The 16386-nt window shown below is 68.3% G+C and carries 11 protein-coding genes; 7 read left to right on the top strand and 4 right to left on the bottom strand.

Going from position 1 to position 16386, the window contains the following annotated elements; translation table 11 throughout:
• Nucleotides 1-216: 216 nt before the first annotated feature.
• From ABD678_RS03480 to ABD678_RS03465, 4 genes are read left to right on the top strand one after another with little or no spacing between them, the layout of a single operon-like run.
• Nucleotides 217-3501 carry an ABC transporter permease gene (locus tag ABD678_RS03480; RefSeq protein WP_344753748.1) on the top strand — a complete coding sequence of 1095 codons (3285 nt, stop codon included), beginning with the start codon at nt 217-219 and terminating at the stop codon, nt 3499-3501.
• Nucleotides 3498-6287, top strand: a complete 2790-nt coding sequence (locus ABD678_RS03475; RefSeq protein WP_344753746.1) for an FtsX-like permease family protein — start codon at nt 3498-3500, stop codon at nt 6285-6287. The genes ABD678_RS03480 and ABD678_RS03475 overlap by 4 nt, the downstream gene beginning before the upstream one ends.
• 4 nt (nt 6288-6291) lie before the next feature.
• Nucleotides 6292-7290 (top strand): ABC transporter ATP-binding protein, encoded by a 999-nt coding sequence (locus tag ABD678_RS03470; RefSeq protein WP_344753744.1) that lies wholly within the window; start codon nt 6292-6294, stop codon nt 7288-7290.
• Complete coding sequence (locus ABD678_RS03465) at nt 7287-8075, top strand: ABC transporter ATP-binding protein (protein WP_344753742.1); 789 nt, start codon at nt 7287-7289, stop codon at nt 8073-8075. The genes ABD678_RS03470 and ABD678_RS03465 overlap by 4 nt, the downstream gene beginning before the upstream one ends.
• Before the next feature lie 59 nt (nt 8076-8134).
• On the opposite strand, the gene ABD678_RS03460 is transcribed toward ABD678_RS03465, so the two are convergent.
• Entirely contained in the window at nt 8135-11182 is a 3048-nt protein-coding gene (locus tag ABD678_RS03460) for a S8 family peptidase (RefSeq protein ID WP_344753740.1), read from the bottom strand.
• A 245-nt stretch (nt 11183-11427) separates the two neighbouring features.
• On the opposite strand from ABD678_RS03460, the gene ABD678_RS03455 reads away from it, so the two are divergent.
• On the top strand, nt 11428-11856 hold the full coding sequence (locus ABD678_RS03455) for an Hsp20/alpha crystallin family protein (RefSeq protein WP_344754354.1): 429 nt from the start codon (nt 11428-11430) through the stop codon (nt 11854-11856).
• Nucleotides 11857-11893: 37 nt separating this feature from the next.
• Here ABD678_RS03455 and ABD678_RS03450 read toward each other — a convergent pair whose 3' ends face one another.
• Both ABD678_RS03450 and ABD678_RS03445 read right to left on the bottom strand, forming a co-directional pair.
• Nucleotides 11894-13789 (bottom strand): heavy metal translocating P-type ATPase, encoded by a 1896-nt coding sequence (locus tag ABD678_RS03450; protein WP_344753738.1) that lies wholly within the window; start codon nt 13787-13789, stop codon nt 11894-11896.
• Between the two features lie 95 nt (nt 13790-13884).
• Nucleotides 13885-15099 (bottom strand): NADP-dependent isocitrate dehydrogenase, encoded by a 1215-nt coding sequence (locus ABD678_RS03445; protein WP_344753736.1) that lies wholly within the window; start codon nt 15097-15099, stop codon nt 13885-13887.
• 128 nt (nt 15100-15227) lie between these two features.
• Here ABD678_RS03445 and ABD678_RS03440 point away from each other — a divergent pair, with 128 nt between their 5' ends.
• Together ABD678_RS03440 and ABD678_RS03435 are read left to right on the top strand one after the other, a co-directional pair.
• A complete protein-coding gene (locus ABD678_RS03440) occupies nt 15228-15680 on the top strand; it encodes a GNAT family N-acetyltransferase (protein WP_104095499.1) in 453 nt (150 codons plus the stop codon).
• Nucleotides 15681-15986: an MGMT family protein gene (locus tag ABD678_RS03435; RefSeq protein WP_344753731.1), complete on the top strand. Its 306-nt coding sequence runs from the start codon at nt 15681-15683 to the stop codon at nt 15984-15986.
• Here ABD678_RS03435 and ABD678_RS03430 read toward each other — a convergent pair.
• Nucleotides 15955-16356, bottom strand: a complete 402-nt coding sequence (locus ABD678_RS03430) for a nuclear transport factor 2-like protein (RefSeq protein ID WP_344753729.1) — start codon at nt 16354-16356, stop codon at nt 15955-15957. The two genes, ABD678_RS03435 and ABD678_RS03430, sit on opposite strands and share 32 nt — an antisense overlap.
• Between the last annotated feature and the right edge of the window lie 30 nt (nt 16357-16386).

Below are 16386 nucleotides of genomic sequence, written 5' to 3'. Positions count from 1 at the left end.
TTTTTTCTGCCCTTTCCCTTTCGTGTGTCCCAAATGAAGGCACTCCGGCAGGTGGCAGCCGAAATATATAGGGCGTGCTCGCCAGATTCGTCGGATTGCCTTCATTTGGGACAGTGGGTCGAGATTGGATCGACAGTGGATCGACGACGCCCCCGATCGGCACGCCGGTCGGCACCTCGATTGATAGTCTCAACGGGACCCCACGGAGGAGTCCTCATGCACAGCACCCGATTGGCCGCGCGCCGATCCGCTGCGCAAGCAGGTCTCCTGGCCACGGTCGGGGCCGTCGCGCTCGTGCTCACCGCCCTCATCGTCGGCCTGACCGGGTACCTCGACTTCTCCGCCGCCGCGAGCACCCGGGACTACTTCGCGAGTGCCTCGCCGACCGCGCGCGGTGTGCAGGTCGAGACGAAGCTGGGCGACGACCCAGCCGCGCAGTCCGCTTCAGCCGACCAACTGTTCGCCCACGAGTTCGACGGCACTTCCGTCGAGATCACGCGGACCCTCACCGATTTCCCGCTCGCAGCGGCCCTCGTAGACACCGACGACAGCAGCGGCAGCGGCAGCGGCAGCAAGCAGCTCTCCCTCGCCGATGGCCGCGAAGCACGGATCACCCCCGCCTCGGATGCCGGCCTCACCGACTACGCGACCCTCGTCGACGGCGCGTGGCCGGCTGCGGCATCCGGTACCGACGGCAATGCCGGGACTGCCGACAACCCCATCCCCGGCGCCCTCCAGGCCGACGCAGCCAGGCAGCTCGGCCTGAAGGTCGGCGATGTGCTCGAGCTCGGCGCAACCGGAACCGCGAAGTCCGTCGAGATCGTCGGGACCTGGCTGCCGAAGGATGCAGGCGACCCGCGCTGGTTCGCCGACTCCGGGGCCACGACCGGCAACGCCCATCCGGCCGGCGACGGCACGGAGAGTTTCGGCCCTCTCATGGTCGATGAGGCGGTGCTCCCATCGCTCGGTCCGGTCCCCTTCGTGCACTGGACGATCATCGTCGACGCGAACCGGGTCGCACCGGGCGATCTCGCCCAGCTCGGGCAGGTCGCGACGAACCTGCGCCAGGCCATCATCGACGACGACACGATCGGCAAGGGCGACATCCTGGTGAGCGGCTCGCTCGCTGACACCACGACGACCGTGCAACGCGGCCTCAACTCGGCACGTGGGGTGACACCGGTTGGCATCCTGCTGGCCGGGCTCATCGGCCTCATCGCGCTCGTGCAGCTGGCGCGCCTGCTCTCCCTCGCCCGCCGCCCGGAGAACGCCCTGCTGCGGTCGCGCGGAGCGTCGGCGCAGTGGCTCACGGCCACCGGCATCGGCGAGGCCGTGGTCGTCGCGGTCATCGGATGCGCGCTCGGCTACGCGGCCGGCTCCGGAGCTCTCGTCGGGCTGTTCGGGGTGAGCGCCATGGCCTACGCTCCATGGGAGTTCGCCGCCCTCATCGCCGTCGCGGTGCTCGCAATCTACGGGACGACGGCCTTCCTGGACTCAATCCGGCTCGCCCAGCGCGACGCCGTCGACGACTCGGGCCGCACACGGGCCGCCGCGACGATCGGCACGGCGGTTCTCGCGGTCGCCGCGGCAGCGGTCGCGGTCTGGCAGTCCCTTCTCTACGGCTCGCCCATCGTGACCACGGCCCAGGGTGGAACGACCGTCGACCCACTCGCGGTCGTCGCCCCCACGCTCGCACTCATCGCGATCGCTCTCGTGCTCCTCGTCGTCTTCGGGCCGCTCACCGCCGCCTGGCAGCGCATCGCGACGCGACGGCCCAGGCTGCAGCCCTCCTATTCGGCGCGCCAGGTCGCCCGCGGCATCGGCAGCTATGCGGTCGCCGTGCTCGTGGTCTCGCTCGCGATCGGCGGGGTCGTGATCGCCTCCGGCTACTCGGGTTCCTGGCGATCGCTCGGCGACCGCAACGCCGAGCTCACCGCAGGGGCGGATGCCAGGATCACCCTGACGCAATCCGACTTGCCTCTCGCGGGCACCGAACCCGTCACCGGAGCGGACTTCCTCGGCGTCGCCGGCGTGACGGATGCCGTCCCAGTGCTCTCCACTCCCGTCACGATCGGCGACAACGACTCCGGCCGCCTCACCGCGATTCCGGCCGCGGACATCGGCGCGGTCGTGAACGACGCGGAGGGCACCGTCGACGTGGCGACCCTCGAATCGACGCTCAGCGGCTTCGAACAGCGCGGGGTCGAGTTGCCGGCGGGGACCACGTCGCTGAGTCTCGACGCCACACTCTCGGTGATTGATCCCACCACCGGGGAGCCGGCGACGACCAAGGGCTATGCGGGGACGACGCTGTGGTTCCAGGACTCGGAGGGCGGCATCAGCAGCACCGCCCTGCCCCAGCTCTTCGTCGATTCACTCGAAGCGGGCAAGTCGCTCACGACACCACTGACCGTGAAGTTCGCTCCGAGTGAGGCGACCCGATGGCTCGTCGCCATCGACTACTCGGTCCGCGCGGACAGCAACTGGCTCGAGATGCACTATGGCGGGCTCGTGGCGACGACGCCCTCGGGGGCGCAGCCGGTCGCGCTCGACACGCTGGGCTGGATGGATCTGCAGTACTCCGCCTTCGCGAACAGTACGCTCATGGACGCCGACGGCCTCACCCTGGGGCTTCCCGGGGCCCAGGACGGGCGCAATCGGCTGCGCATGATGGATGTCGGCGCGCAGGCGCTGGCAGCGGGGGGAGTCCGATTCGAGTCACCGCGCTCGGTTCCGGTCGTCGTCACCCAGGAATTCGCCGACGCCTACGATCTCGCCGTCGACGACAAGCTCGACCTTCGCTTCTCGGGCACAGGACTCGTCGTCACCTCAACCGTCGCCGCTATCGCGCCCGTCCTCCCCGGCGCCCCCTCGCCGAACCAGGCGCTCGCCGATCTCAACCAGTTGAACGACTACCTCCTGCGGGCGAGCCCCGTGGTCCCCCGCGCGAACCAGGTCTGGCTCTCGGCCGGTGGGCCGACCGTCATCGACAGCGAGGCGCTCGACACCTCGCTCCCGGATGGTGCCACCATCGTCACCCCGGCCAACGCGACCGACAACTCGTTCGCGGCGCCCGCAGAGCTCGCCCTGTGGATCGCGGCCATCGGATGCCTGCTGCTCGCGGTGATCTCGCTCGGCGCCGTCGCACTCACGGTCGCGCGGGCGCGCAGAGGGGAGGTCGTCGTGCTGCGCGCCGTCGGCATCTCGGCGCGACAGCAGTCGCGATCGCGCCTCGGCGAGTTCTCGGCGATCGTCCTGATCTCGGTCGTCTTCGGTCTGGTCGGAGGGCTCCTGGTCTCCGCGCTTACATCCGCGAACCTCGCCCGATCGGCCGTCCTCGGCATCCCGAGTGGGCTGCAGGCGACCCTCGCGTTCGCCGTCATACCCGGTGCCGGCCTGCTCCTGATCGGACTTGTCATCATGCTCGGGATCGCCGTTGTCTCGGCGAGCCGCGTTCGGCGCCAGGCACTCGACACCGACGAGCGGCTCGAGACCCGATGAACCGCCGATCCCGCACATCGCTGCCGGGGGTGCTCGCCCGGCAGTTCCGTGCCGATCTCGGTCCGTTGCTCGCGATGGCCGCGATCGTTCTCGTCGTCGCCACCCTCGTGTCTGCCGCGCCTCTCGCACTGCGCTCGCTCGCGTCCTCCGAGGTCGCCTACCAGTTCGAGAACCTCCCCGCCTCCCGGCGGGACCTCATCGCCAGATCTCCCGGCACTCCTGCGATCACTCCGGGAGTCGCACCGTTCGCGCAGTTCGATGAAGCCCTCGCGGCGATTGCCGCATCGGCGCCATCGCCACTCGACAAGGCTTTCGCGACGGCCGAGTACACCTTCGCGAGCGATCGACTGCACGTCGCCCGACGCAACGTCGAATGGAACGACCCGCAGACCCCGATCACGATCAACGTCGCACCCAGGCTGGCCGACCACATCCGGATGGTTGATGGCACACCGCCCGCGCCCTTCGAGAAGGTCGTCGACCTCGACGACAACGAATATCCGGGACGGCCGTTCGATCCATTCGACCGCAATCCTCAGGACCCCCAGATCGACATCGCACTCTCGGTCGACACCGCAGAAGAGGCCGGATGGGCGGTGGGCGAAGAGCGCTGGGTGGCCGTATCCGGAAACTATGGCTTCTACGCACGCCTTTCCGGCACGTTCGAGGCGGTCGACCCCAAGGACGGCTTCTGGGCAGCATCGCCCTCCGCGCTCCAGCCCGGAATCGACTACACCCCGTTCGGTGGGACGAACACTCGCATCGTCGTCGGGGCCGCCTTCATCGATCCTGGGTCCTGGCCGGCGATGGCGGACCAGACGTCTCTTTCCATGCTGACCACGGTCGCCATTCCCTTCTCCATGGCCGGGCTCACCGTGGAGGAGGATGAAGCGATCATCCCCCAATTGCGCGGCTTCACGAGCAACGCCCAATCGGTGGCGAACGTCGCCAAGCCCCAGGTGGTGACCTCCCTCACCTTCGGATCCGACGCCGAGACGACGCTCAGGACGGCTATCTCTCGCGCGGCAACGGCCACCGCCGTGCTCGTGATGGTCGCCTCCGGCCCGATCGGCGTCGCGATTGCGACCCTCTGGCTGCTCTCGCGACTCATTATGCTGCGCCGTCGCGACTCGCTCGCCCTGGGCTCCGCGCGCGGGGCGAGCGATACGCAGCTGCGCCTGTCCCAAGCTTTCCAGGTCCTCCTGCTCTCCGCCCCGGCCGCGGCGATCGGCGGCGCGATCGGGTACCTCCTGTTCCCCTCGTCCGCGAGCCCCGTCGCTGCGTGGTTCGCGGCCGCCGTCGCCGTCGTTCCGCCGATCCTCATCATGATCGCGGCGTCGCCCCGGAGCCTGCGGGCCGCCCGTGGCGACCTCGACCCGCGTGCCCGCGGCCGCTACCGCTGGGTGCTCGAGATCATCGTCCTCGCCCTGACAGCTCTCGCAGTGTTCCTCCTGCTCCAGCGCGGCCTCGCGACGAGCGCGGAAACGGTGGGCGTCGACCCGCTCCTGGCCGCAACCCCCCTGCTGCTCTCACTCTCCGCGGGGCTCATCGTGCTGCGGCTCTATCCGCTTCCGCTCCTCGGCTTCGCCCGCTCTGTGAAACGCAAAAAGGGGATCGTGGCGTTCCTCGGCGCGAACCGCAGCATCCGGGACCCCGCCGCCGGCCTCGCCCCCGTGCTCGCGATGGTCGTCGGCCTCGCGGTCGCCGTGTTCTCCGGCGTGCTGCTCGGAACGGTCACCGGAGGCGTCAGCACGGCCGCGCACTCGACGATCGGTGCGGATCTCCGCATCGAATCGCCCATCCTCGATCAGAAACAGCTGGACGACATCGCCGCCGTCAAGGGCGTCGAGGAGTCCGTCTCGCTGTACCAGTACAGCCGCCTGCAGAACCTGTCGGTCGAGGAGAACCTCTCCGTGCCGGTCATGGTCGCCGACACGGCTGCGCTCGCGCGCGTTCAGGAAGGTGTGCCGGGCGCCGCGCACATCGACCTCGACATGACGAAGCCGGTCACGGTCGATGGTGGCGATGACCGCATCCCCGTACTGCTGTCCCCCGACCTCGCTGCGAAGTACACGATCACCGAGGACTCCACCTTCGGCAAAGCGGACATCGTGAGCGCGGGCGACCCAGGCACATCGCCATCGCTCAGCGGCGTCGCTGACTGGGTACTCATCGATACAGCGCAGAGCGACGGATTCGGCATCTACACCTTCCTGCCGCGCATCACCCTCCTACGGCTCGATCCCGGAGCCGATATCGCTGCCGTCAAGGCCGAGCTGTCCCGGATCGCGGGCCCGGATGCCACCATCCAGAGCCCCGCAGATGCCGCCGCGCTCCTCAACGACTCTCCGGTCTCCGGCGGCCTCCAGCTCGCGCTGCTCGCCCTCATCGCGATCGTCGCCCTGCTGTGCGCCGGCACGGTCGTGCTCGCACTCATGATCAGCGGACCGGCCCGCGAGCGCCTGCTCGCCCTGCTGCGCACACTCGGACTCACTCGGAGTCAATCGCGTGGCATCACCGGGTGGGAGATCGGGCCGACAGCGCTCGTCGCGATCGTCACCGGATGCATCCTGGGCGCTGCGCTTCCGCTCATCGTGCTCGCCGGTGTCGACCTGCGACCGTTCACCGGCGGTGTGATGCAGCCGATCATCACGCTCAACCCCGTACTCCTCGGGATCGTGGTCGGCGGCTTCGCCCTGCTCGTGGTCGTGGCGACAGCGATCGCGATGGCGGCCGCGCGGCGCGTGAGCCTGGCTCGCTCTCTGCGCACCTCTGAGGAAGGATAGGACCATGACCGAAGCTCCAGCGACGGGCACCGTCTCCACCGCCGTTCCAGCACATGCCGAGCCGCACATCCTGTGCGCCGACCTCGTGCGCATCTTCGCCGCCGAGGGTGTCGAGGTGCAGGCGCTCCAGGGGCTCAACCTGCGTGTCGACCGCGGCGAGATGGTGGCGCTCGTCGGCGCATCCGGGTCCGGCAAGTCGACGCTGCTCACGATCCTCTCCGGCCTCGACACCCCGACCGCGGGCCTCGCACGCTGCGCGGGCAGCGACCTGCTCACGATGGGACGCAAGGAGCGCGTGCAGTACCAGCGGCACAGTGTCGGGTTCGTCTGGCAGCAGACCTCGCGCAACCTGCTCCCCTACCTCACGGCGGCCGAGAACGTCGCGATGGCGATGGCGGTCGCCGGCAACAAGACCAAGGACCGCAAGGGTCGCATCATGGAGCTCCTCGACCTGCTCGAGGTCGGTTACTGCGCCGACCGCCGTCCCACCGAGCTCTCCGGCGGCGAGCAGCAGCGCACCGCGATCGCGGTCGCTCTCGCCAACGACCCGCAGGTGCTTCTGGCCGATGAGCCGACCGGTGAGCTCGACGAGGCGACATCCTCTGACGTGCTCGAGGCGATGCGCGGGGTCAACGAGGGGCTCGGGATCACGACGCTCATCGTCACGCACGACCCGGCGGTCTCGGAGCACGTGAATCGCACGATTCAGATTCGCGACGGCCGCACCTCCACCGAGGTGTTGCGGCGCCGTGAGGTCGATGAGCACGGGCAGGAGCAGCACATCGCCGAGGAGTTCGCGGTGCTCGACCGCGTCGGCCGTCTTCAGCTTCCCGACGACTTCACCAAGACGCTCGACCTGCGCGAGCGGGTGCGGCTGGCCCTCGAGACCGACCACGTCGGGGTGTGGCCTGGCCACCGCCCGGCGAAGGCTGCGCCGGCAGTCCCGGATGCGCCTGCACCCGAAACGGGACCGGCATCCGAAAGTGGGGAGGCCTGGCAATGACCGACTCAGGCATGACCGACGCCGGTGTGACGCCGGGCGCACTTCTCGGCGTCCAGGAGGAGCCGGCCCCGGCGCTGCGCGCGGAGAGCGTGAGCCGCACCTTCGGCTCCGGTGCGCGGGAGGTCCACGCCTGCACCGACATCAGCCTCGAGGTCCACTCGGGCGAGTTGCTCGTCGTGCGCGGCAAGAGCGGGAGCGGCAAGACGACGCTGCTCAACATCCTCGGCGGGCTCGACCGCCCCACCTCTGGGGACGTGTGGATCGGCGACCAGGAGCTCACCAGCTTGAGCGACGGAAAGCTCGCAGAGGTGCGGCGCGGCAGGATCGGCTACGTGTTCCAGACCTTCGGGCTCATTCCGGTGCTCTCGGCGGCGGAGAACATCGAGGTGCCGCTGCGGATCCGCGGCACCGACCCTGCCGTCCGTGAGCAGCAGGTGGCCGAGATGCTCGAGCTGGTCGGGCTCGCCGACCATGCCGCGCAGCGGCCGTACGAACTCTCCGGCGGGCAGCAGCAGCGGGTCGGGCTCGCGCGGGCGCTCGTGGGCGAGCCGGACATCCTGCTCGCGGACGAGCCCACCGGCCAGCTGGACTCCCGCACGGCCGCCACCATGATGGACCTCATCGAGGAACTCGTGAAGGCCAGGGGGATCGCCGCGGTCATCTCCACGCACGACCCGCTTCTCGTGGCGAGGGCCCACAACGTCGTCGACCTGCACGACGGGCGGCTCGCGCCGCAGGACGGCGAAGCCCGGGGTCGCCACGCAGCCCCAGTACCGGCGGTCTGAAACTCGAAGGGGACCCGCAGTTGCCTGCAGGCCCCCTCCGGGCGAACGCTACGCGATCGTCAGTTGACGTCCGCCGGCAAATGCCTGAATCCGGTCGCCACCGACACCACCGTCGACGCCCCGCTGTCCCCGTAGCTCACGAGACCGAGGTAACTCGTCGACGCCCTGAGCTTCGACCAGGACGCGGTGTAGGTCGTCGGCACGCCCGCCTGGCCGGAAATCTCCGAAGGATCCAGCGTGAGCGGTGACCCACCGGGCAGAACCGAGAACGTCGTCAGGTCGAACGCCGTCGCCGGATTCGCGGAGAACACATCGACGAACACCAGGTACTTGCCCGCATCCGGCGAGTAGAGATCGACCCGCTCGTCCGCGGACCCGCTCGCCGACTGCCAGCCGGCGACCGGAGTGCCCTTGCTGTCCAGTTGGTAGACCGTGAGATCGAGGTCGGCAGAATCATCGACCGAGTTGAGGTCGAACCTGGCCAGCACCGTGCCCTTCGCGACCTTCACCATGTACTGGAACTCGGCTCCAGTCACACCGGATCCCGAGTGGTCCCTCTCCGTGTTGGTCGGATCGCGCTGCAGCGTTCCGGCGGTCAGGCCGGTCGTGCTGAGCGGGATCACTCCGTCGCCGCCAGGCGTGACGGTCACGTCCACGGAACCGGTGAGACCGGTGCCGCTCACCTCAGCCGGAGCCACAATCGTCACCGGCTGGATCGCGATGGGCGACCGGGCGACGGTCGAACCACTCGTCCAGGTGAGCGAACCGGTCGCGAACTGGTCGAGCGGAGCATCCGTCCGGCTGAACATCACCGTGAAGCTGGCCGTGTCACCAGGGCTCGCGAAGCTGAGCGTCGACGGCGAGACGACCGCGTCGATACCCGGGATCGAGACCGCTGCGGTGAATGTTCCCGCCTGAGTCGCCGTCACCGTGCGGGTGATCGTCTCCGGGGCCGTGAGGGCGCCGATGGCGATCGACGCCAGGTTGAGGTTGCTCGGGTCGATGGGATCGACCCCGACGTCGTAGCCGATGCCCTGGATGTACGCGAGCCAGTCGTCCAGGTCGTTCAGGTAGAGCAGGCCCGGTTCGAAGTACTTCGTCGGGTCGACATGACCTGCGCCCTGCACGAACGGATCGGTCACCGCGTCGCCCGCGCTGTCGAGCGTGTTGTACGCGCTCGTCATCATGGCCGACTTGATCTCGGACGGCGACGCGTTCGGCGACTTGCCGAGGTACAGGGCGGCGAGGCCGGTGATGTGCGGCGCGGCCATCGACGTCCCGGAGAGGAACTGGAAGGTCGGATCGCCACCCTCGGCGTTCGCACCGTCGGCGATGATCGCCACACCCGGCGCCGTGATGTCCGGCTTCAGGATGTCGCTGCCATCGGCCAGCACCGGCCCCCGCGAGGAGAACCCGGCCACCTGCGGCGTCGCGGGCTCGATGCCCGTCGAGTTGCCGGCGGCCATGCTCACCGTCGCCCCCGCCGTCGCCGCGTAGGCCATGAGCGCGTCATGGAACTGCACGTCGAGGTGGATGGTCGGAACCGAGTGGTTGTCGAGGTCTGTCGACCCCGCGACGACGTTGATCAGGATCATGCCGATTCCGCCGGCCCTGGCGACCTCCGCCGACTTGTCGACACGGGCGATCACACCGCGCTCGCACACAACGATCTTGCCCGCGGTGAGCGCGGGGTCGAGCGTGTTCGCGAAGCACAGGTTGGCATCCGTCGCACCCGAGAGCGCGACGGCCGAAGCCAGCACGAGGTCACCCTCGAGCGGAGGCGCGCCCGGCGTCATGTCGAGGGTCACGGATGCCCCGGCCATCGCCGCACCGTTGCCGAGCGTGGCCGTCGCCTCGTAGCTCGGGATCGTGCTGGCGGCGACCGTGGTGATCCAGGGTGACGCGTTGTCGAGCGTCGAAGCGCCCGGCCCGTCGTTTCCGGCGGAGGCCGAGACGAACACCCCCGCCGCCGCCGCACCGAGGAAGGCCTGGTCGGTCGCGGAGACGGTGGTCTGGGCCGCGCCACCGCCGATGGAGAAGTTGATGACGTCGACGCCGTCGTCCACCGCGGCATCGATCGCGGCGATGAGGTCGGATGTCGCGCATCCGTCGTCCGCGGTCGTGGTCGGGTCCTGGCCGGTCCAGCACACCTTGTACGCCGCGATCTTCGCGGCCGGTGCGACACCGGTGATGGTGCCGAAGCTCACGCCGTCGATCGAGGCCGCGACATCCGGGTTGCCGGCCGCCGTGCTCGAGGTGTGCGAGCCGTGACCGTCGCCGTCGCGCGGTGAGAGGTACTCGCCGAGGTCGGTTCCACCGATGTTGCCGGCGCCGAAACCGTCGACGAAGTAGCGCGCACCGACGAGCTTCGTGGTGCAGTCGGCCGCCGTGAACTGCACACCCGTGACGCACTCGCCGGTGAAGGTGTTGCCGTCGCCCTTGGCGAACGTGATGGCGGACCCGGAGAGATACGGGTCGGCGCCCGGCGTCGTGCCGAGCGGGTCGCCGGCGAAGGACGGGTTCTCCGGCGCGATGCCGGTGTCGAGCATGCCGACGACGACTCCGGCGCCCGCGTTGCCCACGCCGCCGAGGGATGCCCAGACGCCATCCGGACCGTCGAGCCCGAGGAACGAGGTCGAGGGAACGGCGGCCACGTGACGCAGCTCATCCGGGGCCAGGGCCGCGACGTTCTTGTTCTGGGAGAGTTCGATCGCCTGCTTCGTGCTCAGGTGCGCGGCGAAGCCGTTGAGCGCGAGGGTGTACGAGTAGTCGATGGTTGCGCCGACCGAGGCGGCGACCGCCTTCTGCTGCTTCTTGAGATAGGCGGTGTAGCTCTGCACTGAGCGACGATCCGCCTTGAGCTGTTCACCTTCATCCGGCTTGGTCGGGGCGAAGCCGTCGACCCCGCCTTCGTAGGTTGCGGCCGAGGCGTCGACCAGGGTGACGATGTAACGTCCCGGTGCGAACGATGTCTGGCCGTGGCCGCCGATGGAGGTCGGGGCGGCGATGGCTCCGAGCGCAGGCCCTGTGATGAGACCCTGCGCGACGAGGCCGGACGCGATGAGTGCGCTGGTGGCGACTCCCGCGATGATTCTTCGAATGCTCACGGATGTGTCCCTTTCTGAGCAACATGGATGGATGCTGCAGTCGGGTCTGCGCTGGACTCACGTTAGACCCGGTCTACCCCCGTAGGGGTCACATCGTTACCATTCTGTGACCAAACTGTGCCCAGGCGGGATCGGCCTGCACCCTTCGCGCAGGGCGAACGCGAGGAGCTGGCACTCTCATGGGTAGAGTGCTAATTTCTTAATAGTTGAGTCAGACCGACTCAAGTATTGAAGGAGTGATGAACTTGGCCATGTACTTCGACCCGTTCCGTGAACTGGACCGCGTCGCCGCGAACCTGCTGGACGCTCGGCAAGGCCCCCGCCTCATGCCCATCGACCTGCACAAGGACGGCGATCTCTATATCCTGAACGCCGACCTTCCGGGCATCGACCCTGGTTCGGTGGACGTGGATGTCGACGGGCAGCTGCTCACGATCCGTGCTGAGCGCACCTCCCGCAGCGACGACGTCAAGTGGCTCGCCCACGAGCGCCCGAGCGGCTCGTTCCTGCGTCAGCTGAACCTCGGCGACGGAATCGACACCGAGCACATCAGCGCGAACTACGACAACGGCGTGCTGAGCGTCATGATCCCGGTGAGCGAGAAGGCGAAGCCGCGCAAGGTCGCGGTGCAGTCCGGCGCCGCGTCGGCCCCCGTCGAGGTCAACGCCGCCTGACGCTCACGATGCGGCGTTTCGCCGGTGGCGCCCTCGTTCAGACGAGCGCATCGCTGGCGGGACGCCGCACCGTCGTCTTCCGGGGACCAGGCGTGCTGCCGGGCAGGAGCGCACGGAGGGCGTTCAGGATCGTGATGAGGTCGACGACCTCCTGCAGCGCGGCGCCGATAACGGCGGGCAACCATCCGAAGGCAGCGGCGAGCATGAGCCCGACACTGATCGCGATGCCCAGCCAGATGCTCTGAAGGGCGATGTGCACTGTGCGCCGCCCGATCTCCACGGCATCCGCGACCCTCGACACGTCGTCGACCAGGATGACGACATCGGCGGATTCGCTGGCCGCCGTCGAGCCGCGCGCACCGAGCGCGATCCCGACACCCGCCACGGCCAGCACCGGTGCGTCGTTCACTCCATCGCCGACCATGATGACGGGCCGCGGAGTCGCCGAGCGGACGAGATCCACTTTGTCCTGCGGCAGGCACTCCGCGTGGACGTCGTCGATGCCGAGCTGCTCCGCGATCGGCCTCGCCGTCTGCTCCACATCCCCGGTGAGGAGGACGAAGCGCCGGATGCCGCTGCGACGCAGTCGCTCCAGCGTCTCCGGCGCCTCCTCCCGCAGTTCGTCCCTCAGCACCACGGTGCCGGCGAAGCGGCCATCCACCGCGACGTAGACGGCGGCTTCCCCACTCGCGAGCGAGCGACGCTGCACGCCGGTCGCGCGGTCGGCCACGAAGCCCGGCTTGCCGACGATCACCTCGCGGCCGTCGATCGTCGCCTCGACCCCGTGCGTCGCCACCTCGCCGGCCCGGCTCGCCTCGCGCAGGGGGATCCCGCGATCCGCCGCCGCCTGACGCAGCGCCGCCGCGAGCACGTGCGAGGAGTACTGCTCGGCCGACGCGACGATGCCGAGTAGCTCATCACGGCCAAAATCGGGGCCGAAACCCGGTTCCGGATGCAGCGCGACGACCTCCGGCACGCCTTTCGTGAGCGTGCCCGTCTTGTCGAACGCGACCGTGCGTGCCACGGCGAGTTGCTCGAGGGCCCAGGCCCCCTTGACGACGACGCCCGTCTTCGAAGACCGGCTCATGCCGGCCATGAACGAGATGGGCGCTGCCAGCAGCAACGGGCACGGCGTGGCCACGACGAGCACCTCCGCGAACCGCACCGGGTCGCCCGAGATCGCCCACGCGATCCCTCCGATGACCAGCGCGATGACCGTGAACGGGATCGAGTAGCGGTCGGCGAGCCGCACCATGGGTGCCCGGCTCGCGGAGGCCTCTGCCACGAGTTTGACGATGAGCTGGTACTGGCTCGCGCTCGCGACCGCCGTCGCGCGGATGTCGACCGCTCCGGGCCCGTTGATCGCGCCGCTCCACAACTGGTCGCCGCGCACCTTGTCCACGGGCAGGCTCTCGCCGGTCAGGGTCGACTCATCGAGAGAGGTCTCCGGGCTCTCGAGCACGGCATCCACCGGCACGATCTCCGACGGGCGCAGCAGAAGCCGGTCCCCGACGGCGACCAGATCAACAGGGACATCCTCGATCCCCCCGGAAGCCGTGTACCGGTGCGCCTGCAGGGGGACCCGGTCGAGCAACGACCGGAGGTCGCGTTCGGCGCGCCCGGCAGCGTAGTCTTCGAGCGCCTCGCCACCCGAGATCATCAGGACGATGATGATGCTCGCCCAGAACTCTCCGACGACGACCGTCGAGACGATCGCGATGACCGCGAGCACGTCGAGGCCGAACTGCCCACGTAGGAGCCGGCGCATCATCGACCAGGCCTGCATCGCTGCGACGATGAGCGCGAAGCCGCTGATGACCCACTGCGCGATCAGGACGTTGCCGGTGAGCGCGAGGCCGAGCCCGGCGACGCCGACCACCACGGTGATCGCGACGATCGGGTAGCGCCGGATGGCGGACTTCAGCCAGCTCATGTCTTCATTACTATCCGCAACCGGTCACGGATTCCAGCTAGGTGAGCCTGACCTTTGTTCCGGACGAACTGTGCCTGAGGTGTCGAAGGTGACCGTCAGCCCAGCCGCGACTTGAGGTTGTCGGCGAGCGCTCCGAGGAACTCCTCGGTCGTCAGGTGGCCCTGGTCCGGGCCGACGAGCAGGGCGAGGTCCTTCGTCATCTTGCCGGACTCGACCGTCTTCACCACGACATCCTCGAGGGTGTGGGAGAAGTCGATGAGCTCCTGGTTGCCGTCGAGCTTGCCCCGGTGGGCGAGCGCGCGCGTCCAGGCGTAGATCGACGCGATCGGGTTCGTCGAGGTGGGCTTGCCGGCCTGGTGCTGGCGGTAGTGGCGTGTGACGGTGCCGTGCGCGGCCTCCGCCTCCACGATCCTGCCGTCCGGAGTCGTGAGCACGCTCGTCATGAGCCCGAGCGAGCCGAAACCCTGGGCGACGGTGTCGGACTGCACATCGCCGTCGTAGTTCTTGCAGGCCCAGACGTAGCCGCCCTCCCACTTGAGGCTCGACGCGACCATGTCGTCGATGAGGCGGTGCTCGTAGGTGAGACCCGCCGCGTCGAACCTGGCCTTGAACTCGTTTTCGAAGACCTCGGCGAAGAGGTCCTTGAACCGGCCGTCGTAGGCCTTGAGGATCGTGTTCTTGGTCGAGAGGTACACCGGGTAGCCGCGGTCGAGGCCGTAGCTGAGCGAGGCGCGGGCGAAGTCGCGGATCGAGTCGTCGAGGTTGTACATCCCCATGGCGACGCCGGAACCCGGAGCCTGGAAGACCTCGAAGCTCTGCGGCTCGCCGCCATCCTTCGGTGTGAAGGTCATCGTGAGGGTTCCCTCGCCCTCGAAGCGGAAGTCGGTCGCGCGGTACTGGTCGCCGAACGCGTGACGGCCGATGATGATCGGCTTGTTCCAGCCGGGGACGAGGCGCGGGATGTTGGAGATGATGATCGGCTCGCGGAAGATCGTGCCGCCCAGGATGTTGCGGATCGTTCCGTTCGGGCTCTTCCACATCTTCTTGAGGCCGAACTCCTCGACGCGTGCCTCATCCGGCGTGATCGTCGCGCACTTGACGCCGACGCCGTGCTTCTGGATGGCGTGGGCCGCGTCGATCGTGATCTGGTCATCCGTCTCGTCGCGCTTCTCGATCCCGAGGTCGTAATACTCGAGGTCGATGTCGAGGTACGGGTGAATCAGGGTGTCCTTGATGGCCTGCCAGATGATCCGGGTCATCTCATCGCCGTCGAGTTCGACGACGGTCCCTTCAACCTTGATCTTCGACACGGGGTCTCTCCTTGGGTGCTTCGCGCTGGGCCCATTTCGGCCGAGAACCAGCTTACAGGCACCGCGTAAGTATCTCGACATCGAGATATCTCTAGGTTTGCGTCGCTTCGTGTGGTTAGCCTGTCATCATGGCCAACCTGAGACTGGAAGAGTTGTCCGGGAGCAACGCGCTCGCCGCGAACAAGCTCACACTACGGCGCGGGCAGGAACAATTCGTGATCCCGCCGACCTACGCGATCGCCGATGCCTACCTCGATGCGACGACGAGTTGGCCGCGCGTCGTGCTCAAGGATGACGTCGTAGTCGGGTTCATCCGGGGCAATTTCGACGAGGATGCCGCGGAGGAGGAGTTCCGCAGTTGCGTCTGGCGCGTCCACGTCGCCGCGAACCAGCAGGGGCAGGGTGTCGGCACGTTCGCCGTGCTCGCTCTCGCCGAGGAGGCCCGCCTCCGCGGGTTCACGAGACTCTCCGCGCTGTGGGAGCCCGGCGACGACGGGCCGGAGGCCTTCTTCACGAACATGGGCTTCGCGGTCGAGCGGGAGACGCAGTACGGCGAGAAGTTCGGGGTACTGGCGCTCTAAATGCCGCAGGGAGAGGATTTCGTGAGCCGCGTGCTCGCGGTCGTCGAGTCGATCCCGCCGGGCAAGGTCATGGCCTACGGCGATATCGCCGCGGCCATCGGCTCGCGCGCGCCGCGCGGCGTCGGCCAGGTCATGGCCCACTACGGCAGCGACGTTCCCTGGTGGCGCGTGATCCGCGCGAGCGGGCAGCCGCCGCTCTGCCACGACGATGAAGCCCTGCTCCACTACGAAGCCGAGGGAACGCCGCTCGTGCCCACGGCATCCGGCTACCGGATCAACCTGCGCCTAGCCCGCCATCGGCCGTAGTCCTGATGAGGTAGCTGTTCACGCTGACGATCTTCGTGGTCCTGGCTGCGCCGGCGAAGCGCAGCCCGTGACAGAACGCCAATCTGGCTCCGTCGACCAGATCGAGTACACCATCGACGCCTGCTCCGCGTCCGTGAGTGAGGAATGTCCCGAATGCCACCTCCTCAACGGGTGGAAGATCGTCGACCCATTTCAGTACCGTGTCACGACCAGTCAAGTGCTGCTCTCCGACGAACGTCCAGGCAACGTCGTCGGCGAGAAGCGGGGCGATGGATTCTCCGTCCCGCTCGGCGATGGCCACCACAAGGTCTCGCAAGATTTCCTTCCGCGGGGCGTTTCCGCAATCCGGCTCTTCATGAATCGTCACCACGCGCAGAATCGTATTCGTCCTGGAGGGCGG

The sequence above is a fragment of the Leifsonella bigeumensis genome, assembly GCF_039537265.1.
Classification (GTDB): domain Bacteria; phylum Actinomycetota; class Actinomycetes; order Actinomycetales; family Microbacteriaceae; genus Terrimesophilobacter; species Terrimesophilobacter bigeumensis.
Note: the sequence above shows the minus strand (reverse complement) of the source record. Positions and strands in the feature narration are given on the sequence as shown.

Bases quoted from the DNA above. Each gene is read 5' to 3' on its own strand.
- ABD678_RS03480 (WP_344753748.1), top strand. From the start codon at position 217: ATGCACAGCACCCGATTGGCCGCGCGCCGATCCGCTGCGCAAGCAGGT.
- ABD678_RS03475 (WP_344753746.1), top strand. From the start codon at position 3,498: ATGAACCGCCGATCCCGCACATCGCTGCCGGGGGTGCTCGCCCGGCAG.
- ABD678_RS03470 (WP_344753744.1), top strand. From the start codon at position 6,292: ATGACCGAAGCTCCAGCGACGGGCACCGTCTCCACCGCCGTTCCAGCA.
- ABD678_RS03465 (WP_344753742.1), top strand. From the start codon at position 7,287: ATGACCGACTCAGGCATGACCGACGCCGGTGTGACGCCGGGCGCACTT.
- ABD678_RS03450 (WP_344753738.1), bottom strand. From the start codon at position 13,789: ATGAGCTGGCTGAAGTCCGCCATCCGGCGCTACCCGATCGTCGCGATC.
- ABD678_RS03440 (WP_104095499.1), top strand. From the start codon at position 15,228: ATGGCCAACCTGAGACTGGAAGAGTTGTCCGGGAGCAACGCGCTCGCC.
- ABD678_RS03435 (WP_344753731.1), top strand. From the start codon at position 15,681: ATGCCGCAGGGAGAGGATTTCGTGAGCCGCGTGCTCGCGGTCGTCGAG.